Source organism: Streptomyces sp. NPDC048288 (assembly GCF_043201555.1).
GTDB lineage: Bacteria > Actinomycetota > Actinomycetes > Streptomycetales > Streptomycetaceae > Streptomyces.
Map to the genome: position 1 here is coordinate 783,340 of NZ_JBICZD010000003.1, position 20,129 is coordinate 803,468.

The window sequence follows — 20,129 nt, forward strand, 5'->3', positions numbered from 1 at the left end:
TACCGGTGCGGGTGGGAGGGCTCAGGATCGGTCGGGCGCCTTGGGGTCGACGGGAAGACCGGAGGTGGACAGGGTGAGCTTGCCGAGGGTCGAGGCGACGATCAGTTCGGGGCCGTAGGGAAGGGTGTCCCGGCCCGCATAGCCGTCCGGGCCAGGGTTCCAGAGTGTGACGACATGCCCCTGGAGGGGGTCGAAGATCAGGTAGTTGGCGATACCCCGCGAGGCATACCAGCGCGATTTGACCTCGTAGTCCCGGCGGATGCTGCCCTTGGACACGACCTCGACCACCAGCTCGATGAGATCGGGCGGGTAGGCGCCCTCGTTCTTCGACACCTCCGCGGCCGGGATGATCGCCAGGTCGGGGCAGAACTCGTTGTCCTCGTCGAAGGGGAAGGCGACGTCGCTGGTGAAGCCCCACTCTTCGGCCACCTGCTCACGGAGGGCATTCCACACCAGTCGGATGGTCTCCGCATGATGTGGCTTGACCGGACTCATCACGACGTTGCCCTCGACAATCTCCATGTGATAGCCGGGGAACATGTCCTCGAACCGGCTGAGCTGCGAGTGCAGGCGGTCAAGGTCCGAGACGGTCACGGTGGCCTCCCTGGTGTCCTGTCCTCGATGGTAGGCCGCACCGTAGTCAGACGCTCAGACCCCGAACCAGAAGATCCAGCAGCGCGCACACGAACAGGGCAATGCCGATGAAGCCGTTGACGCTGAAGAAGGCGCGGTTGAGGCGGGAGAGGTCGTGCGGGCGGACGATGGAGTGTTCGTAGAGGAAGGCCCCGGCGACGATCACCAGGCCCAGCCAGAAGAAGGCGCCGGCGTCGGTGGCGATCGCGTACCAGACGAACAGGGCCGTGACGATCGCGTGGCAGACCCGCGCCCCCCGGATCGCGGCCGGGATGCCGAAGCGGGCCGGGACCGACATGACGCCGATCTCGCGGTCGGTGGTCACGTCCTGGCAGGCGTAGATCAGGTCGAAGCCGCCGATCCAGATACCGACGGCGAGGCCGAGGATCACCGCGTCCCAGGACCACTCGCCGGTGATCGCCAGCCAGCCGCCGATCGGGCCCATGGCCTGGGCGAGACCGAGGATGGCCTGCGGGAAGTTCGTGAACCGCTTGCCGTAGGGATAGACGACCATCGGGATCACGGCGACGGGCGCGAGGGCCAGGCAGAGGGGGTTGAGCAGCGCCGCCGAGCCGAGGAAGACCGCGACCGCGATCAGCGCGCCGGTCCAGGCGTGCTTCACGCTCATCGCGCCGGTGACCAGCTCGCGGTGGGCGGTGCGCGGGTTCCGGGCGTCGATCTCGCGGTCGATGATCCGGTTGACGGCCATGGCGAAGGTGCGCAGGCCGACCATGCAGATCGTGACCAGGAGCAGCCGCCCCCAGTGGATGTTCCGGTCCAGCTCGAACATCGCGGTCAGCGCGGCGATGTACGCGAAGGGCAGCGCGAAGACCGAGTGCTCGATCATCACCAGGCGCAGGAAGGCTTTCGTCCGTCCCGGCTGCGGGAGGGCTGCGGAGGCGGAGCTCACAGGCCGTACTCCTTCCAGCGGCGGTCCACGAGGGCCGCCGTATCCGGGTCCGACAGGACCATGTCCGGCCAGCCCCCGTCCCGGGTGTAGCCCTCCTCGGGCCACTTCTTCGTCGCGTCGATGCCCGCCTTGCCGCCCCAGAACTGCTGGTAGGAGGCGTGGTCGAGGTGGTCGACCGGTCCTTCGACGATGCTCAGGTCACGGGCGTAGTCGGTGTTGCCGAGGGCCCGCCAGGAGACCTCGTGCAGGTCGTGGACGTCGCAGTCGGAGTCGACGACCACGATCAGCTTGGTGAGCGACATCATGTGCGCCCCCCAGATCGCGTGCATGACCTTCTGCGCGTGCTTCGGGTACTTCTTGTCGATCGAGACGATCGCGCAGTTGTGGAATCCGCCGGACTCGGGGAGGTGGTAGTCCACGATGTCCGGGACGATGATCTTCAGGAGCGGGAGGAAGAAGCGTTCCGTGGCGCGGCCGAGCGGACCGTCCTCCGTCGGCGGGCGGCCGACGACGATCGACTGGAGCAGTGGGCGCTTGCGCATCGTCACGCAGTCGATCTTCAGGGCCGGGAACGGCTCCTGCGGGGTGTAGAAGCCGGTGTGGTCGCCGAACGGGCCCTCGGGCAGCATCTCGCCCGGCTCCAGCCAGCCCTCCAGGACGACCTCGGCCTGCGCCGGGACCTGGAGCGGGACCGTCTTGCAGTCGACCATCTCGATCCGCTTGCCCGCGATGAACCCGGCGAACAGGTACTCGTCGATGTCACCGGGGAGCGGGGCCGTGGAGGCGTAGGTCACGGCGGGCGGGCAGCCGAAGGCGATCGCGACCGGGAGGCGTTCCCCGCGCCGGGCCGCCACCTGGTAGTGGTTGCGGCTGTCCTTGTGGATCTGCCAGTGCATGCCGATGGTGCGCCGGTCGTGGCGCTGGAGCCGGTACAGGCCGAGGTTGCGGATGCCGGACTCGGGGTCCTTGGTGTGGGTCAGGCCCAGGTTGAAGAAGGAGCCGCCGTCCTGCGGCCAGGTGAAGAGCGCCGGGAGCTGGTCGAGGTCGACGTCGTCGCCGGTCAGGACCACCTCCTGCACCGGGGCGTCCCCGGACTTCACCTTCTTCGGCGGTACGTGCGCCATCGCGCCGAGCTTGCCGAACGCCTCGCGCACCCCGACGAAGCCGTGCGGCAGCTCCGGGCGGAGCAGCCCGCCGATCTTCTCGGAGATCTCGCCGTACGACTTCAGGCCGAGGGCCTTCAGCAGCCGCCGGTCGGTGCCGAACACGTTCATCGCGAGGGGCATCGAGGAGCCCTTCACGTTCTCGAAGAGCAGCGCCGGTCCGCCGGACTTCTGGACCCGGTCGACGATCTCCCCGACCTCCAGATACGGGTCGACCTCGGCCTTGACACGCTTGAGGTCTCCCTCGCGCTCCAGTGCCCTGAGCAGGGAGCGAAGATCGTCGTAAGCCATGTGTCCCAGTATCGGCCACCCGGGGTCCGGCCCCGGTCACCGCCCCCTGCGATACTCGTCGGCCGTGAGAGGTCGTCGCCGGATACCGCTGCCACTGCTCGCCCTGCTGCTCGTGCTCGCCGCCTGTGCGCCCCGGCAGGAGGCAGGCGGCTCCGCCGTCTCCCCGCTGACCCGGGTGCCGGTCGCCGAGCGGAAGGCGGCGCCCGGCCTGTCGGGCAGCAGCCTGGACGGCGCCCCGGTCAGCCTCGCGGAGTACCGGGGCAAGGTCGTCGTGCTGAACGTGTGGGCGTCCTGGTGCGGCCCCTGCCGGGCCGAGGCGCCGGAACTGTCCAAGGTGCAGCGGGAATTGGCGGCCAAGGGCGTCCAGGTGCTGGGCGTGGACACGGAGGCCCGGCGGGAGAGCGGGCGGGCGTTCCAGCGGGAGCACGGGCTCGTCTACCCGAGCCTGCACGACCCCGGCAGCCGCAAGCTCGTCCGGTTCCCGAAGGGGTTTCTGCCGCAGGCGCTGCCGTACACCCTCTTCATCGACCGGGACGGGAGGATCGCCGCGAAGTACCTGAGCCAGCTGACCGGGGCCGAGGTCCGCGCCATCGTCCGGCCGCTGCTCGCGGAGAAGGCCGCGAAAACCTGACTAACCCCCGCTGCTCTCCAGGCACTTGGCGTGCGCCGCGATCGGCGTCACCAGGTGGCTGAGGTCCAGCAGCACCGCGTCCAGGGCGGTCACGGAGTCCGCCACCGAGACCTCCACGGCCGGGCTGCGGCCGAAGGTGACCAGGTACTTGCGGGCGCCGTCCCCGGCCCGCTCCCGCCACACCCAGTCCACGCCGTCCACGCCGACGCAGGCGTCCGTCGTCGGGCCCGGCGGGTTCACCCCGCAACGCAGCTCCACCTCGCCGTGCCCCCAGACCGCGAGCCCCGCGAAGGTCACCCGGTCCCGGTCGGCGCCGCCGAGGCGGTCGGGATAGCGGTCGGCGAGCCGCGCGCACGCCGGGTCCCCGGCCCGCGGGCCCTGCGCAAGGCCGAACACCGGCGAGTCCAGTTCGCCCGCCACCAGTCCGGCACCCGCCAGCAGGCCGGCCAGCGCCACACCCGCCGCGGCCCGGCCCCTGCGGGACCATCCGCGCACCCTCACCGCTCCCCCTCCCGCCCGAAGGCATCCATCATGCCCGTGCCCCCGGTCACGGACCCCAGCCACCCGCTACCCTGGCCGCCATGCTCAGGTATCTGCCTTTCCTGCTGGTCCTCGCGCTGTGGATCTACGCCTTCGTGGACTGCCTGAACACCCCCGAGGACGAGGTCCGCGGGATGCCGAAGCTGGCCTGGGTCTTCGTCATCCTGCTCTTCGGGGAGGTCCTGGTCGGCCCAATAGCCTGGCTGGTCGCGGGCCGCAGCCGGCAGCCGCGCGAGCGCTGGGTCGCGCCGGACGACAACCCCGAGTTCCTGAAGTCCCTGAAGCCGGACGACCCGCGCACCGACTGACACCGGCCGCCCGCCCCTACAGCAACACCCTGACCTGGGCGGCGGTCAGCGCCCGCTGGAACACCTGGACCTGCTTGACCGAGCCGGGGAACCAGTCGGAGGGCGCGCCGCCGGAGGTGGCGCGGCCGATCACCAGGGGGCCGTCGGCGGCGACCGGGTTGGTGTCGTTGACACCGGCCTCCTGGGTGCCGTCGACATACAGGACCAGCTGGTTGCGGCCGCCCTCGTAGACACCGACCAGGTGGGTCCAGACCCCCGGCGCGGGGACGGAGTACGACAGGGCGCGCAGCCCGGGACGGGCGAACGCCCAGCGGTTCTCGGCCGGCGCGTACTGGAGGTAGAAGCCGCTGACGTCACCGGCGTCCTGGCTGACGGCGGTCGCGAAGGACGTCGGCACCCCGCTCAGGGCCACCCACGCGGAGACGGTGAAGCCGCGCCCCCTGCCGGTACGGAGCACCGGCCCCCCGGTCATGATCTGGCTGGTGGCGCCGTCGAACAGCGCGGCCCCGTCCTTGCCCCGCCCCCAGCCGACCGCGGTGGCCGTCCCGTTGTACCGCCCGCTGTCGTCGGCGGCGACCGTGCCCGAGGTCTCGTCCAGCGGCCAGGCGTCCATCGGCGACGGGACGGACACCGAACCACCCGCGTGCGAGGGCGACTTCCCGCTCCCGCCCCGGTTGACGTAATGAGCGACCGGTACGGCCGCGAGCGCGGCGACGGCGAGGGCTCCCCCGGAGACCAGCAGGGTACGGCGGCTGGTGCCCGTCCCCCGCCGGTCCGACGTGTCCGGCCGGTACGGCCCCGGGTGCCGCACCGCTTCGTCGAGCCGGGTGACCGGCCGGGTCGCGGCGGGGTGCGCGGCCGGCGGGACCGGGCGCGCGGTGTCGTCCCGGGGCTCCCCGGCGGGCCGTGGTCCTGGCCCTGATCCTGGCCCTGATCCTGGCCCTGGTCGTGGTCGTGGTCGCGGGAGGAAGGCGGTGGCCTCGGGCGCGGGGCCCATCCGCGTCAGGATCTCCCGGGGCGTCGGCCGGTCCGCCGGGTCCTTGGCCAGGCAGTCGGCGACCAGCGCGGCGAGCGCCGGGTCCGGGACGTCGCTGATGTCGGGCTCGTCGTGGACCACTCGGTAGAGCAGGGCGGGGGTCGGCCCGGCCCCGAAGGGGTTGCCGCCCGTGGCCGCGAACGCGAGCACCGCGCCCAGCGCGAACACGTCGCTCGCGCCGGTCACCTCGGCGCCCGCGACCTGCTCCGGCGACATGAACCCGGGCGAGCCGACCATGAGCCCGGCCCGGGTGATGGTGGCCGACTCCACGCTGCGGGCGATGCCGAAGTCGATGACCCGCGGCCCGTCCTCGGCGAGCAGCACGTTCGACGGCTTGAGGTCCCGGTGCACCAGCCCGGCCGCGTGGATCGAGGTGAGCGCCTCGGCGAGCCCGGCGGCGAGCCCCAGGACGGTGTCCGCGGGCAGCGGCCCCCGCTCGGCCACCGCCTCCTGGAGCGACGGCCCCGCGATGTAGCTGGTGACCAGCCATGGCAGCGGCGCGTCCGGATCGGCGTCCACCACCGGCGCGGTGAAGGCACCGCTGACCTTGCGCGCGGCCGCCACCTCACGGCGGAACCGGGACCTGAACTCGGGCTGCCCCGCGACCAGTTCGGCGTGCACGACCTTCACCGCGACCGGCCGGCCGCCCGGCGAACGCCCCAGGTAGACCCGGCCCATCCCGCCCGCGCCGAGCCGCCTCAGCAGCTGGTACTCGCCGACGGAACGCGGGTCACCGGGCTCCAGAGCTGCCACGATCCCTCCCGCGCCACCGACTCCCGCAAACCCGGTCAGCATAGGGCGGCCCGGATACCGGGGATGGCCAAATCCCGTCCCCGTACCGCAAGTTGCCCCCTGGTCTGCCCTCAAGGACACCGCGTCAACCGAGCGTGGTGCCTGGTCGTACGACGGAGGGTGTAGCCGCCCCCGGAACTCAAACCCCCATGGGACGCGCCGCCCCCGGCCCGGCGCCTACGTTCCCGGTGTACCGAGGGCCGGCCGACACGGGGGCGGCCCGACACGAAGGGGGAACACCATGTCCGTTCGGAAGCGGACCGCGGCCGTCGTCCTCGCGACGGCCCTCGCGGGCGGGGGGGCGGCCGGTACGGCACCGGCGTCGGCGAGCACGTCCCAGGGCTACATCACGATGGCCACCGGCGCCGTCACCAGCGACTGGGGCGACGAGGGCAACCTCAGCACCTCCTCGCACGCCCACAGCAGCGCGACGGGCCTGTGGCAGGCCGTGCTCTACGCCGACGGCTACCTGTCCGCCTCGGGCATCGACTGCCGGTTCGGCTCCGGCACCAAGGCGGCGACCAAGAAGTTCCAGAGCCACTTCCACGCCGGCACCGCGGACGGCATCGCCGGCAAGAAGACCTTCTCCAACGCCGACAACCGCCTGCACATCGACTACGTCTCGGGCAACTACGAGGTCGTGTACTACCAGGGCATCAAGCGCAAGGTCTGGTTCAAGATCAACCTCAACAACCACCGCTACCAGGTCCGCAAGTCGACGAGCATCGGCTACAAGGACGCGTCCTACACCAAGGCGACGGCCTGCGGCTGACGGGTCAGAGCGACGAGGCGAACGCGTCCCAGGCGGCCCGGTCGACGACGATGACCGGGCCGTCGGGGTTCTTGCTGTCACGGACGGGGACGACGGAGGTGAACTCGGGGGCGATTTCGAGGCAGTTGCCGCCGTCGCTGTCGCTGTAGCTGCTCTTGATCCACGTCGCTGAGGTCACCGTAGCCCTCCATCAAGTCGCCGATCAGGGCGGCGGATTCGCGAGGCGAGAGGGTGTCCGCCGAGGCGGGGGCCGACGCGAGCGGGTCGACCGACGCCGCCGTGCTGCTGCGCAGGCATCTGCGCGGGGACCACTGGGGTACGCCGGGGCGCTAGCAGGGCGAGTCGCCCGGCAGGTGCTGCGTGGCCCACTGGCCGAGTTCCTTCAGCGAGGGTTCGAGGGCGGCACCGGCGGCGGTGAGGCGGTAGGAGACGCGGAGCGGCGGGCCCTCGTCGACCTCGCGGACGACGAGGCCGGCGGCGCCGAGTTCGGTGAGGCGGTCGGAGAGCATGCGCTCGCTGATGCCGGGGATGGCGCGGCGCAGGCTGGCGAAGTGCGTCGGCTGGTCCATCAGGACGGACAGGATCGGGCCGTTCCAGCGCTTGCCGAGCACCTGGAAGACGCGCGTGATGCCGGTGTCGACGGCTTTGCACTGTTCCGGGTCATGGGCCTGCTCCAACGCCATGGCATCAGGGTACAGCCCCGGACGGGAGGGGATGAAAAAAAGTAAGTACCTGTGTTATCTATAGCTGAGTACTAATTCTCAGCTACTGGAGATTCCCATGGCCACCCTTCTGCACATCGACTCGTCCCTCCTGCCGGGCGACGCCTCCTCCTCCCGTACGGTCACGGACGCCTTCCGCAAGGCCTGGCAGGAGCAGCATCCCGACGGCACGGTGGTCTACCGCGACCTCGCCGCCGAGCCGGTGCCGCACATCACCGCGGCCTCCCACACCGCCGGTTTCGTGGACCCGGCCACCCACACCCCCGAGCAGGCGGCGGCCTTCGCGGACCGCGTGAAGCTGATCGAGGAGCTGGAGCAGGCGGACGCGGTGCTCATCGGCGCCCCGATGTACAACTTCACGATTCCCTCGACACTCAAGGCGTGGCTGGACAACGTGATCCTGTTCGGCCGCACGGCGGGCGAGAACCCCTCCGCCAAGGGCATCCCGGTCACCGTCGTCGCCAGCCGCGGCGGCTCCTACGCGCCGGGCACCCCGCGCGAGCCGTTCGAGTACGTGCAGAACTACCTGGCGGCGGCGCTCGGCGACGGGCTCGGCCTCGAACTCGACTTCATCGTGCCGGAGTTGACGATGGCCCCGCAGAACCCGGCGATGGCCGAGCTCGTCCCGCTGTACGAGGCCTCCCGGGAGCGCGCCCTCCAGGAGGCGGCGGCCAAGGCGAAGACCCTCGCGGAGCGTCTCGCCGCGTAGGCGCCACCCGCTCGCCGGGCCGGTTGCGCCGATCGGCCCAGCAGCGCATGCGGTCCCGGTGGCGTGCGGTTGTGATGAACGGGTTGCGACCCCCCGACGCCCAGGAGGCAGTCATGCGCATCCGTTCCCTCGCCGTCACCGGCGCCGTCACCGCGGTCCTCGCCCTCGCCGGCTCCACCGCCGCCTACGCCGACAACGGCGCCGAGGCCAACGGTGTCGCCGTCAACAGCCCTGGCATCCTGTCGGGCAACGTCGTCCAGGTGCCGATCAACATCCCGATCAACGTGTGCGGCAACACCGTCAACGTGATCGGCCTGCTCAACCCGGCGATCGGCAACACCTGCAAGAACGGCTGACCCCGGCCGCAGAAGCCGTACGCGCGAGGAACTTCCGGAGGACACGCGCCTCCGGAACTCCTCGCATGCGTGCATGTTGTACGCCGGTGAGCCGCCCGAAGCGGACAGTGCGCCTCTGGGCCGGACCGGGAACGAACCCGACACTTACCTCGTATGACGACTGCTCCCGCCGGTTCCACCACCACCAGTAGCGCACCCGAATACGGTGACCGGGTCATCGCCGTGGAGGCGGCGGGCTCGGAACCGATCCCCGACGCCGAACGCCACGGCAGCCCGCTCCAGCTCCTGTGGACCTGGGCGTCCCCCAACATCGAGTTCGCGACCGTCTACATCGGCGTGATCGCGGTCCTCTTCTTCGGCCTCGACTTCTGGACGGCCACCGCCGCGATCCTGCTCGGCACCGCGCTCGGCGCGGTCACCCAGGGCGTGCTGTCCCTCGACGGCCCCCGGTTCGGCGTCCCCCAGATGGTGATCGGCCGCTTCTCCTTCGGCCACCGCGGCAACATCCTGCCCTCCGCCGCCAACGGACTGCTCGCGGGCGTCGGCTGGTTCGCGGTGAACAGCGTGAGCGCCGCCTTCGCCCTCAACACGCTCACCGGACTGCGCCCGCTGCCCTCCCTCCTGCTCGTCGTGGTCGCCGAGATCCTGATCGGCTTCATCGGCCACAACTTCGTGCACACCTTCGAGAAGTACGCGTTCCCGGCGCTCGCGGTGATCTTCCTGCTCGCCGGGGTGTGGACCTTCAAGGACGCCGACCTCGGCGGGGGCGGCTCGGGCGGCGGCGTCGGCGGCTTCCTGCTCGCGTTCAGCGCGGCCTGGGGCTACGCGGCCGGCTGGAACCCGTACGCCTCGGACTACTCGCGCTATCTGCCGCGTACGGCGGACAAGGTGAAAACGGTGCTCTGGCCGGCCGTCGGCCTGTTCGTGTCGGTGTCGATCGTCGCCGTCATCGGCGCGGCCTCGGCCACCATCCTCGCCCCGAAGGACGCCACCCCGACGGCCGCCTTCACCGGCCACCTCCCCGGCTGGCTCGGCGACCTCGTGCTGATCGCCATCATGCTCGGCGGGGTCTCGGCGAACGCCCTCAACGTGTACTCCGGGGCGATCTCCATCGCCTCCTTCGGCCTGAAGCTCCCCACCTGGCTGAGCCGCAGCGCGCTGGTCGTGGTGTCGGGCATCGCCGGTACGGCGGCGGCCTGGGCCTCGCTGGACGACGCGGGCGCCGCCTACGAGGCGTTCCTGCTGGTCATCGCGTACTGGGTGGCGCCCTGGCTGGGCGTGGTCCTGGTCGAGCGGTGGCTGCAGGGCCGTACCGCGACCGACGCGGAACTCGCCGCCCGGCTGACCGACCGCTCCTTCACCAACTGGCCGGGGCTCGCGTCCCTGTTGATCGGTGTGGCGGTGTCCGTCCCGCTCTTCTCCAACCAGGAGGACTACGTGGGCTGGGTGCCGAAGCACCACCCGGCCTTCGGCGACATCACCCCGGTGGTCGGCTTCGCGGTGAGCGCGCTGCTGTACGCGGCGCTGCGCAGCCGGGCCCGGGTCCGGCCGACGCCGTGACCCGGACCGGCTGACCGGGAGCCCTACCCGGCCTCCGACTTGAGGTACTTCTCGTACTGCTCGGCGCTCAGCAGGCCCTTGATCGCCTCCTTGTCGGAGACCTGGACCTTGATCACCCACGTGTCGTGCGGCTCGTAGTTGAGCAGCTCGGGCTCGTCGCTCAGCTCCGTGTTCATCTCGGTCACCTCGCCGCCCACCGGCATGAAGAGGTCGCTCACCGACTTCACGGACTCCACGGTGCCGAAAGGTTCGCCCGTCTCGACCTTTCGGCCCACGGTCGGCACCTCCACGAACACCATGTCACCGAGCTGCTTCTGGGCGAACTCGGTGATCCCGACGGTGGCGGTACCGCCGTCGACCTGGATCCATTCGTGGTTCTGGGTGTACTTGCGGTCCGTCGGATAGTTGGCCATGGCGCAGCTCCTTCGAAGTCGGTCGGCGCCATCAGCCTGCCACTCCCCTCGCGCTGCGTAACGGATCGGATACACCACCTGGGTGAGCTAGTCGTCGTCGCGCAGCCGGCGCCAGATGCGGCTGCGGTGCAGCAGGACCAGCGAGCCGAGCACGGCGACCAGCTGGAGACCCACGGCGAGCAGCCAGAACTCGTCCCGGGTCTCCAGCCGGTTCGTCAGGAACTCGAAGTTCATGCCGAAGAACCCGGTCAGGAACGACAGCGGCAGGAAGATCACCGACACGATCGCCAGCCGGTTGATCACGCCGTTCTGTTCGCCCGCGACCAGGGAGCCGTAGCTGGCGAAGGCCCGGCGGGCGGCGTCCTGGAGAGACTCGATGTCGGCGAGCACCAGGCGGGCGGTGCGCTGGAACTCCAGGGCGAGGCGTTGCCGTTCCACCGGGAAGTCCGGGCTCATCATCCTGCGGGTGATCACCTCCTCGACCGCCTGCAGATAGGGCAGCAGCGCGTGGTGCAGCCGGGCGGACCAGCGGCGTTCCTGGGACAGCAGGTAGATCTGCTCGGGCCGCCGCCCCTCGAACATGTCGTCCTCCAGCTCCTCCACCCGCAGCACCGCCCGCACCGCGGCCCGGCGGAACGTCACCAGCGCCTCCTGGAGCAGCAGGAACAGCGAGGCGACGGCGTCGGAGGGCCGCTCCCGCCGCAGCTGCGCGGTGATGGCCGCCGCCAGTCCGGCCCGGCGGCCCCAGTGCACGACCACCAGGAAGCGCTCCGCGGCCAGGGCGTGCACGTGGACGATGTCGCCGTCGTGGACGACCGGCACGACGAACCCGGCGGCCCCGCCCAGGAACTCGGCCCGCACGGACTCGTCCCGGCTGCCGAACCACCCGAGGTCCTCGTCCTCCAGCCCCAGCCGGCGGGCCACCGGCTCGTCCGCCGCCGCCGGGTCCTCCTCGTCGGGCAGTTCGACGTCGAGGAGCAGAAACCGGTCGGTGGCGAGCCGCTGCCGCGCCTCCGCCACGGAGATCCGCGCGGTGCCCCCGTCCGGCACCGACACCACCGTCACGATCATCGCCTCACCGCTGGTCCCGTGGCCCACGCCTTCAGCGTGGTTGCGGCGGGCGCCCGGCGCACCCGGATGCGCTCGGCTGCCGCGCGGGACGGCCCCGAACGGGTGAGGACCCCGACCGCGGGCCCGCCGGCCCGGACGGCCACCTGGCCGTCGGGGCAGGAGTTCCCGACGATGGACCCGATGACGCGGATCCGTCCACCCGAGGAGCATCGATGCCCCGAACCCGTAGGCCGATCGCGGGCCGTCCCGCGATGATCACCGGCGCCGCCTCCGGCATCGGCCGCGCCCTGGCCCAGCTCCTCTCCCGCACCGGATCACCGGTGGCCGTCGCCGACATCGACGCGGCGGGGCTGGAGGCGACCGCCGCCACGCTGTCCGGGCCGGTGCTCACCCGGGTACTGGACGTGCGGGACGCCGCCGACCAGCACGCGTTCGCCGCCGAGGTCCGCGACTGGCTGACCGCGCCGCTCGGCGCGGTGTTCAACAACGCGGGCGTCGCCGTCACGTCCTCGGTGCTGGACGCCGTACCCGAGGACGACGAATGGCTGCGCGCCATCGACTTCGACGGGGTGGTCAACGGCACCAGGGCGTTCCTGCCCCTCCTGGTGGCGCAGGGCCAGGGCGTGATCGTCAACACGTCCAGCGTGTACGGGCTGGCCGGTATGCCGTACCAGAGCGCCTACTGCGCCGCGAAGTTCGCCGTGCGCGGGTTCACCGACGCGCTGCGCCAGGAGCTGCGCGGCACCGGGGTCTCCGCGGTGACCGTGCACCCCGGCGGCATCACCACGAACATCGCCCGCAACGCCCGCATCCGCGAGGACCCCGAGGGACGCGGCCGTACCCACGCGCAGCTGGCCGCCGAGTTCGAGGCCATGACCCTGACCAGCCCGGCCAAGGCGGCCGGGATCATCTGCCGCGGGGTGGAGCAGGGCCGGGCCCGCATCCTCGTCGGCCCCGACGCCTACCTGTTCGACGCGCTCACCCGGGTGACGCCGACGCACTACTACGCGGTGCTCGGCCTGCTCCGGCGCGCCCTGCGGTCCCGGGCCGAGGGGGCCTCGGCATGACCGTCGCCGCGTTCCGTCAGGCGACCGTGCGCAGTCGGCCCGCCGCCGTCGTGCTCACACCCCGGACCACCCGGTGTGCGCAGGCCGCCGTCAGCAGCTCGCCCAGCAGGTCCGGGTCGTCGATCTCCAGGCCGAGGAGGGACTCGATGCGTTCCAGGCGCTGGTAGAGCGACTGGCGGCCGATGTGGAGGAGGGCGGCCGTGCGGGTCGGGGAGCAGCCGTGCCGCAGGTGCACCTCCAGGGTGCGGACCAGGTCGCTGGCGTGGGCCGCCTCCCAGGCCAGCAGCGGGCCGAGGGTGTGCCGGACGAGGGCGGCGAGGCGGTCGCGGTTGGCGGCGGTGCCGCCCCGGGTCAGCTCGCGTTCCAGGGCGAGGGCACGCGCGGAGGTCACCAACGGGCCTTCGGGAACCGCGGGTTCGGCGGACGGCACGGTCAGAGCCAGCTCCAGCGTGGTCCGGGCCGCGCGCAACGTCTCGCTCCAGTGCAGCCACCCGCCGTCCGCCTCCACGGCGTGCCCCACGGCCACGGTGAGCCCCGGACCGGCGGCCGTCCGGAACGCCTCCTGCACGACCCGAACCGGATCACCGCCCCCAAGCCCCCCACCGGTCACCACCCCCCTGCCACCCCGCCCAGCCCCCCTCCGCCCGCCGTCGACAGCCGCCCCACCCCCACCCCGCACCGCATTCCCGCGCCCGCCATCAGCACCACCACCCCCACCCCGCACCGCATCACCGCGCCCGCCATCGGCGCCGCTGCCGACATCCGCCCCACCCCCACTCCGCCCGACACCACTGCGCCCGACACCCCTGCGCCTGCCGTCGACAGCCGCCCCACCCCGCACCGCATCACCGCGCCCGCCATCAGCGCCGCTGCCGACAGCCGCCCCACCCCCACTCCGCCCAACACCCGTCCGCCCGCTGTCGGCAGCCGCCCCACCGCCGCTCCGCCCGACACCCCTGCGCCTGCCGTCGACACCCCCACCTTCACTCCGCTCTGCATCACCCCGCCCGCCATCAGCACCACCCCCACTCCGCCCGACGCCCCTGCGCCCGCTGTCGCCAGCCGCCCCGCCCCCACCCCGCACCGCGTTCCCGCGCCCGCCGTCGGCGCCCCCGCTCCGCCCGGCAGCTGCGCGGCCGCGGTACGCGCCAGGCAGGGTGATCAGGGCCAGGACGTCGCCGGGGAACGCGGCGCGCATCACTCCCACCCCGCCCAGCAGCCGTACCGCGCGGTCCACGGTTCCGGTCTCGCGGGGGCCGTGGACCGAGACGCCGATCAGGCGGGAACCGGGGGCCGGGTGGAAGCCGGCGAGGGCGGCGCGGGCCTCCACCTCGGGCTGGTTGAGGGCGGCGCGGTCGGCGAGGTCGGCGAGCAGGGCCGCCGTGTGGTCGTCGCCCCAGGGCCGGACCACCGACCGCCCGGACAGCCCGCGGGCGACGATCGCGCGGTTCGCGGCCTCCGCGATCCGGACGAAGGGCACCACCCGGTGCAGGGCCAGCAGCGGCAGCCCGAGCCGGCGGGCCTCGTCGGTGACCTCCGCCGGCATCGCGGGAAGCGAGCGGCCGACCTCCACGGCGAGCCCGGCCGCACCCCGCGCGGCCAGCTCGCGGACATAACGGCGGCGGACCTCCTCGCCCGCGTCGGTCAGCCCGAAGCCGTTGGTGAGCAGGAGTTCGCCGCCGTCGAGGAAGTTGGCGCCCTCGTAGACCTCGCTGGAGTGCACCCAGCGCACGGGCAGGTCGAGGGCGTCCTCCCCGGCGAGCAGTTCGGGGCGGGCCGCCCGCACCGGGTCGAGGGAGAGGACTTCGCGGAGGGTGAGTGCGGGCACGGGGACCTCCAGGGGACGGGCACGGGCCCTGACATTTCGTCCGGCCGCGGGTTGCCCGGAGGGTACTTTCCGCACGTTGCCCTCGTGTTTCGGCCACAGGAGAGTGGAGACATGGATCAGTCACAAGCCCGGGCCTGGCTCGCCACCGCCGTCGCCGAGGCCCGCGCCGGCCTCGCCGAGGGAGGCATCCCGATCGGCGCCGCGCTCTACGGCGCCGACGGCGCACTGCTCGGCCGCGGGCACAACCGGCGGGTGCAGGACGGCGACCCCTCGATGCACGCGGAGACGTCCGCCTTCCGCGCGGCGGGCCGGCAGCGGTCGTACCGGGGCACCACCATGGTGACCACCCTGTCGCCGTGCTGGTACTGCTCCGGTCTGGTCCGCCAGTTCGGCATCTCGCGGGTGGTGGTCGGCGAGGCGGCCACCTTCCACGGCGGCCACGACTGGCTCGCCGAGCACGGTGTGGAGATCGTCCTGCTGGACGACCCGGAGTGCACCGGCCTGATGCGCGACTTCATCGACAACAATCCGGCCCTGTGGAACGAGGACATCGGCGATGAGTGACACGACAAGCTCCAGCCCCCGTATCCCCACCATCGACCTGCGGCCCTGGCTCGACGGCGACGAGGCCGCCCGGCAGGAGCTCGCCCGGACCGTCGACGCGGCGTTGAAGACCGCCGGTTTCCTGCTGGTCACCGGGCACGGCGTCGACCCGGAGCTGCGCGACTCCGTACGGGAGGCCGCACGCGCCTTCTTCGCGCTGCCGGCCGGGGTCAAGCAGGCATACGAGGTGAAGGTCGGCGGCCGGGGCTGGCTGGGGCCGAAGGCCGAGGCCAACGGCTACTCGGAGGGCACCGAGACCCCGCCCGACCTGAAGGAGTCGCTGACCTTCGCGACCCACGAGCCCTTCGACGACCCGGCGGTCAACGCGGAGTGGTACGCCCCCAACGTGTGGCCGGACGAGATCCCCGCCCTGCGCACGCTCTGCGAGGAGTACCTGGAGCGGATGGCCGCACTGGAGAAGGAGCTGCTGTCCCTGCTGGGATACGCCCTCGGGCTCGAACCCGACTTCTTCTCCCGGCACATGGACCATCCGACGTACGGCTTCAACATCAACTGGTACCCGGGGACGGACGTCATCGGCGAGCCCGAGCCCGGCCAGTTCCGGATCGGCCCGCACACCGACTTCGGGACGGTGACCATCCTGGACCGGCAGGCCGGCAAGGGCGGACTCCAGGTGTACACCGACGAGGGCGGCTGGGAGGACGCCCCCTTCGACCCGGCCGCCTTCACCATCAACATCGGTGACCTGATGGCCCGTTGGACCGGCGACCGGTGGCGCTCCGGACGGCACCGGGTGCTGCCGCCGCCCACCGACGCCCCCGCCGAGGAACTGATGTCCCTCGTCTACTTCGGCGAGTGCACCCCGGGCACCCTCGTCGAGTCCGTACCGGCCCCGGTCGGCCGGGTGGCGTACCCGGCGGTCGACTCGCACGTCTATCTGCGGGGGAAGCTCGACTCCATCACCGTCGGCTGATCTCACAGCGTCAGGATTCGTGACCCAACAGTCATCACGCGATCTGGTACGAGGCAACTCCCCCTTCTTACACTTGTGTTGAGGGGGGACGGGGGTACTGCCTTGCACAGACGGTTGCACGGGCGTGGGGCGCTGTTCGACGTCGAGCCGGCCGGGCTCGTGCCGAGGATCGTCGGGTTACGGCCGTACCAGCACCGTGCCCATCCCCTCGAACACCCCGGTGAGCTGCCGTTCGTGGTGCTGACCGGCGCCCGGGGGCTCGGCAAGAGCGCGGTGCTCGGGGAGTTGCTGGACGCGTACAAGGGGCACACCCCGGTCGCGCTGGCCGACTGCGCGGAGCCGCAGTTCGCGGGGCCGCCCGCCGAGCGGCCCGCCGAGTCCTGGTCGCCGGTCGCGCAGGCGCTCCTGGTGATCGCCGAGCAGCTGGCGGAGCCGGTCACCGGAGCCGGGCGGATCACGTTCCCCCGCCTCATGTCGGGCCTGGTCGCGGTGGCCGCGGGCGGCTGGGGCGACGCGGACTCGGAGCGGATCCGGCGCGAGGTGGAGCGGATCCTGCTGCTGAACGAGAGCGGCTCGTGGATCAGCGGGCTCGCCGGGCGCTGGGCCGGGAAGGTGACCGCGAAGGTGGTGGCCGCCGCGACCGGCACCGGGCCACTGGTCTCCGGGGCCATCGAGGCCACCCTGGAGTCGGTCGCCGAGGGCTTCACCAGCCGCCGCCAGCAGAAGGCGTCCGTCTGGTACCGCGCCTACCCCAACGCCGGCGGACACGCCCAGCGCGGGCTGATCCTGCTCTCCGGGCACTTCCGGGCCGGCGGCACCTCCCGCGAGCACGCCGAGCGGTATCTGGTCCGGGCCCTGCTGGCCGACCTGACGGAGGCGTACGCGGGCGTGCTGCCCCGGATGCAGCGCCTCGGCCGGCCGCTGGTCCTCCTCGACAACGCGCAGACCGGACCGGGCCCCGGCCTGCTCGACGCCGTGCTCCGCGACCGCGCCGACGGCGTCGCCGACCAGGTGGCGTTCGTCGCCGGGCTGCGCGGCGACGGCCGGGAGCTGCTGCGGGGCGGCGTACGGCGGGAGCTGGCCGAGGTGACCCGGCGCAGCGAGTGGACGCCGGACGCGGCCGTCCCCTCCTCACGGGCCCTCCTGGTCGCCCTGCCGCCGCTCTCCCCCGACGACACCCTGCACCTGGTCGCCACCCCGGCCGCGCCCCAACTCCCGCACGCCGTGCACCGGCTGACCGGCGGCAACCCGCTGGGCATCGCGCTGCTCGCGGAGTCGGCGGCCCAGCACCCGGACCGGGCGGGCACGCTCGGCGAGCTGCTCACGGCCGAGATACGGCCCGCCGCGGACGGCCCGGCCGCCCCCGCCTACCGGCTGCTCCTGGACCGGCTGGTCCCCGAGGACCGCCTCGGCGAACTGACCGTCCTCGCCGCCGCCCACGACCACGACTCCGCGTGCGCCCTGGCCGCCGCGCTGCTCCCGGACGACTTCGGCCCGGCGGACGTCCGGGCGCTGCAGAACCGGCTGGCCCAGGAGGGACTGCCGGTGGTGCCCGGCCAGTTCGTCGGCGACCCCTTCGTACGGACCCTGCTGCTGCTCCGGCTCCATCTGCGGGACGCCGACCACGGCGGCTGGCGCACCGCCCACGAGACGCTGATCGCGCACTACGCGGAGCACCTGGGCACCGAACGGCTCGCCCGCTTCCGGCTCCACCACCAGCTGGCGCTGGGCCGGACCGAACCCGCGGTCGCCCACCTCCGCGACGGCTTCGCGCTCCTGGACACCCGCACCTGGCTGCACACCCTGCGCTTCATCGCCTCGGCCCCCTACTTCCACGCCCACGACGCCGAGGGCCGCGACTTCACCGGCCCCGGCGACCGGCGGGCGGCGGTGGCGCTCGGCCGCACGGACGCGCACCAGCGGGTGCCCGAGGACGCGGAGGCCGTCCTGCACCTGCGCGTCCGGCGGCTGCTGCACGCCGTGTGGCATCTGACCGACCCGCTGGTGCTGCCCGACCCGAACGTGGGCAACCGGCTCCGCTTCGAGCTGGAGCAGCTGTCCAACCTGCGGCCGGCCGGCAACGCCCTGCTGTGGCGGGCCTCCCGGGACTGGCCGGCGGCGGCGCTCGCGGGACGGCCGCTGACGGAACCGGAGAACGACGGGCACGACGGGGACGACGAGGGCGACGACGAGCGGAGCGGGGTGGCGTGATGGCGGGGCGGGGCCTGGGCACGTGGTTGCGTGAGGGCGTCTGGGAGATCCCGCTGCGCCGCTATCTCGCCCTGCTGGTGGCGGCGGGGCTGGTCGCGGGAGCGGTCGTCGGGGTGCGCGCGGCCGTCCACGACGACCGGTCCTGCGCGCCGGGGGTGGCGCGGCCCGCGGACAGCGAGGAGTGCGTGGGCGTGGCGACGACCGCGTTCGACTTCGGGCACCCGCAGCTGCGGGACACGGTACGGGCGATCGCCCGCGAGAACGCCCGCCTGAAGGCCGGGAGTTATGTGACGGTGGCGGTGATGCTGCCGTACACCGCGACGGCGGCGGCGAGCCTCGCCGACATCCAGCACGAGCTGCAGGGCGCGTACGTGGCCCAGTACCAGGCCAACCACGAGTCCAACGGCCAGTCCCCGGCGATCCGGCTGGTGCTGGCCAACCCCGGTTCCACCAGCCAGTACTGGCGGCCGATGGTCGACCGGCTGGCCGCGATGACCGGCGGCACGGACCGGCTGCGGGCGGTGGCGGGCGTCGGGCAGAGCACCGACAACAACAAGAAGGCCGTCAAGGAGCTGACCCGGCGCGGGATTCCGGTGGTGGGCTCCTCGATCACGGCCGACGACCTGGCCAACGGCCAGCACGGCAAGGACCCCTACCCCGGCCTGGCCCGGGTCTCCCCGACCAACACCGACGAGGCCCGCGCGCTCGCCTCCTTCGCCAAGGTCGCCGCGGGCCGGGCGCTGCTGGTCTACGACAAGCCGGGCGACCCCTACACCCGGACCCTGCAGACCTCGTTCGCGGCCCTGATCAAGGGGTCGCCGTACGAGCCGCAGCCGTTCACCCCGCCGGCCGACCGCAGCCAGGAGGGGACCACCGCGAACACCTTCCGGCAGATCACCAACCTGGTCTGCGACACCTCGCGGTCCACCGACACGATCCTGTTCGCCGGCCGCCACACCCAGCTGCGGCAGTTCATCAACGCGTTGGGCGTACGGGGCTGCCAGGACCGGAGGTTCACGGTGCTGACAGGCGACGAGGGGTCGTACCTCACCGGCGAGAAGGACCTGCACCGCGACGCGCTCCGGCACAACCTCGCCGTGCGGTACACCGCCCTCGCCCATCCCGACGCCTGGGGCAAGGACAGCCCGCGCACGGGCGGTTCGGCGGCGGACGCGGCGACCCTGACCCGGCTGCTGGCCGACGCCCGGAAGGCGCCGGTGGGGCCGATCGGGCCGGTGGCCCTGGAGGACGGGCAGCTGATCATCGCCTACGACGCGATGCGGCTCGCGGTGCACGGGATCCGGGAGGCGGTGCCGGAGGGCCGGCGGGTGCCGACGCTGGCCGACGTGGGGCTGCAGTGGCCGCAGGTGAAGGGGTCGCTGCGGGTGGCCGGGGCGAGCGGGTGGATCTGCCTCGACGCGCACGGGAACCCGTACGACAAGGCGGTGCCGATCGTGGAGCTGCGGGCGGAGGGTGGGTCGCGGTTCGTGACGATCGCGTGGCCGGAGGGGAAGCCGCCGGGTTCGGAGTGTTTGCCGCCGTCGTGAGGTGCGGGTTCGGTGGGGGTTGAGCGCGCAGT

The 20,129-nt window shown here is 72.5% G+C and carries 21 protein-coding genes; 11 read left to right on the forward strand and 10 right to left on the reverse strand.

The window, feature by feature from the left end; translation table 11 throughout:
- Positions 1 to 21 precede the first annotated feature (21 nt).
- Genes ACGFZS_RS14955 through ACGFZS_RS14965 form a run of 3 tightly spaced genes read right to left on the reverse strand, consistent with a single transcriptional unit; the run spans position 22 to position 2,997 of the window.
- The gene (locus ACGFZS_RS14955; RefSeq protein ID WP_393795376.1) at positions 22 to 594 is read right to left on the reverse strand and encodes a Uma2 family endonuclease; all 573 of its coding nucleotides are present in this window, start codon (positions 592 to 594) and stop codon (positions 22 to 24) included.
- Between the two features lie 46 nt (positions 595 to 640).
- Positions 641 to 1,543, reverse strand: coding sequence for a menaquinone biosynthesis prenyltransferase MqnP (gene mqnP, locus ACGFZS_RS14960; RefSeq protein WP_359210115.1), 903 nt, complete (start codon positions 1,541 to 1,543; stop codon positions 641 to 643).
- Entirely contained in the window at positions 1,540 to 2,997 is a 1,458-nt protein-coding gene (locus ACGFZS_RS14965) for a menaquinone biosynthesis decarboxylase (protein ID WP_393795377.1), read from the reverse strand. Before ACGFZS_RS14965 ends, mqnP begins: the two co-directional genes overlap by 4 nt.
- Positions 2,998 to 3,061: 64 nt before the next feature.
- Here ACGFZS_RS14965 and ACGFZS_RS14970 point away from each other — a divergent pair, with 64 nt between their 5' ends.
- Positions 3,062 to 3,628, forward strand: coding sequence for a TlpA family protein disulfide reductase (locus ACGFZS_RS14970; protein WP_393795378.1), 567 nt, complete (start codon positions 3,062 to 3,064; stop codon positions 3,626 to 3,628).
- Here ACGFZS_RS14970 and ACGFZS_RS14975 read toward each other — a convergent pair whose 3' ends face one another.
- On the reverse strand, positions 3,629 to 4,123 hold the full coding sequence (locus tag ACGFZS_RS14975; protein ID WP_393795379.1) for a DUF3515 family protein: 495 nt from the start codon (positions 4,121 to 4,123) through the stop codon (positions 3,629 to 3,631).
- Between the two features lie 86 nt (positions 4,124 to 4,209).
- On the opposite strand from ACGFZS_RS14975, the gene ACGFZS_RS14980 reads away from it, so the two are divergent.
- Positions 4,210 to 4,476: a PLD nuclease N-terminal domain-containing protein gene (locus ACGFZS_RS14980; RefSeq protein WP_393795380.1), complete on the forward strand. Its 267-nt coding sequence runs from the start codon at positions 4,210 to 4,212 to the stop codon at positions 4,474 to 4,476.
- Positions 4,477 to 4,492: 16 nt separating this feature from the next.
- Here ACGFZS_RS14980 and ACGFZS_RS14985 read toward each other — a convergent pair whose 3' ends face one another.
- Positions 4,493 to 6,265 carry a LamG-like jellyroll fold domain-containing protein gene (locus ACGFZS_RS14985; RefSeq protein ID WP_393795381.1) on the reverse strand — a complete coding sequence of 591 codons (1,773 nt, stop codon included), beginning with the start codon at positions 6,263 to 6,265 and terminating at the stop codon, positions 4,493 to 4,495.
- Between the two features lie 280 nt (positions 6,266 to 6,545).
- Here ACGFZS_RS14985 and ACGFZS_RS14990 point away from each other — a divergent pair, with 280 nt between their 5' ends.
- Complete coding sequence (locus ACGFZS_RS14990) at positions 6,546 to 7,076, forward strand: peptidoglycan-binding protein (protein ID WP_393795382.1); 531 nt, start codon at positions 6,546 to 6,548, stop codon at positions 7,074 to 7,076.
- 4 nt (positions 7,077 to 7,080) lie between these two features.
- On the opposite strand, the gene ACGFZS_RS14995 is transcribed toward ACGFZS_RS14990, so the two are convergent.
- The gene (locus ACGFZS_RS14995; protein ID WP_393795383.1) at positions 7,081 to 7,254 is read right to left on the reverse strand and encodes a DUF397 domain-containing protein; all 174 of its coding nucleotides are present in this window, start codon (positions 7,252 to 7,254) and stop codon (positions 7,081 to 7,083) included.
- Between the two features lie 151 nt (positions 7,255 to 7,405).
- On the reverse strand, positions 7,406 to 7,759 hold the full coding sequence (locus ACGFZS_RS15000; RefSeq protein WP_359210096.1) for a helix-turn-helix domain-containing protein: 354 nt from the start codon (positions 7,757 to 7,759) through the stop codon (positions 7,406 to 7,408).
- A 97-nt stretch (positions 7,760 to 7,856) separates the two neighbouring features.
- Here ACGFZS_RS15000 and ACGFZS_RS15005 point away from each other — a divergent pair, with 97 nt between their 5' ends.
- The 3 genes from ACGFZS_RS15005 to ACGFZS_RS15015 all read left to right on the forward strand — a co-directional run bounded on the left by ACGFZS_RS15005 (position 7,857) and on the right by ACGFZS_RS15015 (position 10,423).
- Positions 7,857 to 8,507, forward strand: coding sequence for an FMN-dependent NADH-azoreductase (locus ACGFZS_RS15005; protein WP_393795384.1), 651 nt, complete (start codon positions 7,857 to 7,859; stop codon positions 8,505 to 8,507).
- A 113-nt stretch (positions 8,508 to 8,620) separates the two neighbouring features.
- Positions 8,621 to 8,863, forward strand: a complete 243-nt coding sequence (locus ACGFZS_RS15010) for a chaplin (protein WP_355709794.1) — start codon at positions 8,621 to 8,623, stop codon at positions 8,861 to 8,863.
- A 153-nt stretch (positions 8,864 to 9,016) separates the two neighbouring features.
- A complete protein-coding gene (locus tag ACGFZS_RS15015) occupies positions 9,017 to 10,423 on the forward strand; it encodes a purine-cytosine permease family protein (protein WP_393795385.1) in 1,407 nt (468 codons plus the stop codon).
- Between the two features lie 23 nt (positions 10,424 to 10,446).
- On the opposite strand, the gene gcvH is transcribed toward ACGFZS_RS15015, so the two are convergent.
- Together gcvH and ACGFZS_RS15025 are read right to left on the reverse strand one after the other, a co-directional pair.
- Positions 10,447 to 10,836: a glycine cleavage system protein GcvH gene (gene gcvH / locus ACGFZS_RS15020; protein WP_393795386.1), complete on the reverse strand. Its 390-nt coding sequence runs from the start codon at positions 10,834 to 10,836 to the stop codon at positions 10,447 to 10,449.
- An 87-nt stretch (positions 10,837 to 10,923) separates the two neighbouring features.
- Positions 10,924 to 11,934 (reverse strand): CorA family divalent cation transporter, encoded by a 1,011-nt coding sequence (locus tag ACGFZS_RS15025; protein ID WP_393795387.1) that lies wholly within the window; start codon positions 11,932 to 11,934, stop codon positions 10,924 to 10,926.
- Between the two features lie 185 nt (positions 11,935 to 12,119).
- Here ACGFZS_RS15025 and ACGFZS_RS15030 point away from each other — a divergent pair, with 185 nt between their 5' ends.
- Complete coding sequence (locus ACGFZS_RS15030) at positions 12,120 to 12,974, forward strand: SDR family NAD(P)-dependent oxidoreductase (protein ID WP_393795388.1); 855 nt, start codon at positions 12,120 to 12,122, stop codon at positions 12,972 to 12,974.
- Positions 12,975 to 12,990: 16 nt separating this feature from the next.
- Here the strand turns inward: ACGFZS_RS15030 and ACGFZS_RS15035 are convergent, their stop codons facing one another.
- Positions 12,991 to 14,802 carry a PucR family transcriptional regulator gene (locus tag ACGFZS_RS15035; RefSeq protein ID WP_393795389.1) on the reverse strand — a complete coding sequence of 604 codons (1,812 nt, stop codon included), beginning with the start codon at positions 14,800 to 14,802 and terminating at the stop codon, positions 12,991 to 12,993.
- Between the two features lie 111 nt (positions 14,803 to 14,913).
- On the opposite strand from ACGFZS_RS15035, the gene ACGFZS_RS15040 reads away from it, so the two are divergent.
- The 4 genes from ACGFZS_RS15040 to ACGFZS_RS15055 all read left to right on the forward strand — a co-directional run bounded on the left by ACGFZS_RS15040 (position 14,914) and on the right by ACGFZS_RS15055 (position 20,097).
- Positions 14,914 to 15,366 (forward strand): nucleoside deaminase, encoded by a 453-nt coding sequence (locus ACGFZS_RS15040; RefSeq protein ID WP_355709806.1) that lies wholly within the window; start codon positions 14,914 to 14,916, stop codon positions 15,364 to 15,366.
- The gene (locus ACGFZS_RS15045) at positions 15,359 to 16,339 is read left to right on the forward strand and encodes an isopenicillin N synthase family dioxygenase (RefSeq protein WP_393795390.1); all 981 of its coding nucleotides are present in this window, start codon (positions 15,359 to 15,361) and stop codon (positions 16,337 to 16,339) included. The genes ACGFZS_RS15040 and ACGFZS_RS15045 overlap by 8 nt, the downstream gene beginning before the upstream one ends.
- A 102-nt stretch (positions 16,340 to 16,441) precedes the next feature.
- Positions 16,442 to 18,550 (forward strand): hypothetical protein, encoded by a 2,109-nt coding sequence (locus ACGFZS_RS15050; protein ID WP_393795391.1) that lies wholly within the window; start codon positions 16,442 to 16,444, stop codon positions 18,548 to 18,550.
- Positions 18,550 to 20,097, forward strand: coding sequence for a hypothetical protein (locus ACGFZS_RS15055; protein WP_393795392.1), 1,548 nt, complete (start codon positions 18,550 to 18,552; stop codon positions 20,095 to 20,097). Before ACGFZS_RS15050 ends, ACGFZS_RS15055 begins: the two co-directional genes overlap by 1 nt.
- Positions 20,098 to 20,129 lie beyond the last annotated feature (32 nt).

Bases quoted from the DNA above. Each gene is read 5' to 3' on its own strand.
- ACGFZS_RS14965 (WP_393795377.1), bottom strand. From the start codon at position 2,997: ATGGCTTACGACGATCTTCGCTCCCTGCTCAGGGCACTGGAGCGCGAG.
- ACGFZS_RS14980 (WP_393795380.1), top strand. From the start codon at position 4,210: ATGCTCAGGTATCTGCCTTTCCTGCTGGTCCTCGCGCTGTGGATCTAC.
- ACGFZS_RS14990 (WP_393795382.1), top strand. From the start codon at position 6,546: ATGTCCGTTCGGAAGCGGACCGCGGCCGTCGTCCTCGCGACGGCCCTC.
- ACGFZS_RS15000 (WP_359210096.1), bottom strand. From the start codon at position 7,759: ATGGCGTTGGAGCAGGCCCATGACCCGGAACAGTGCAAAGCCGTCGAC.
- ACGFZS_RS15005 (WP_393795384.1), top strand. From the start codon at position 7,857: ATGGCCACCCTTCTGCACATCGACTCGTCCCTCCTGCCGGGCGACGCC.
- ACGFZS_RS15010 (WP_355709794.1), top strand. From the start codon at position 8,621: ATGCGCATCCGTTCCCTCGCCGTCACCGGCGCCGTCACCGCGGTCCTC.
- ACGFZS_RS15015 (WP_393795385.1), top strand. From the start codon at position 9,017: ATGACGACTGCTCCCGCCGGTTCCACCACCACCAGTAGCGCACCCGAA.
- gcvH (WP_393795386.1), bottom strand. From the start codon at position 10,836: ATGGCCAACTATCCGACGGACCGCAAGTACACCCAGAACCACGAATGG.
- ACGFZS_RS15030 (WP_393795388.1), top strand. From the start codon at position 12,120: ATGCCCCGAACCCGTAGGCCGATCGCGGGCCGTCCCGCGATGATCACC.
- ACGFZS_RS15040 (WP_355709806.1), top strand. From the start codon at position 14,914: ATGGATCAGTCACAAGCCCGGGCCTGGCTCGCCACCGCCGTCGCCGAG.
- ACGFZS_RS15045 (WP_393795390.1), top strand. From the start codon at position 15,359: ATGAGTGACACGACAAGCTCCAGCCCCCGTATCCCCACCATCGACCTG.
- ACGFZS_RS15055 (WP_393795392.1), top strand. From the start codon at position 18,550: ATGGCGGGGCGGGGCCTGGGCACGTGGTTGCGTGAGGGCGTCTGGGAG.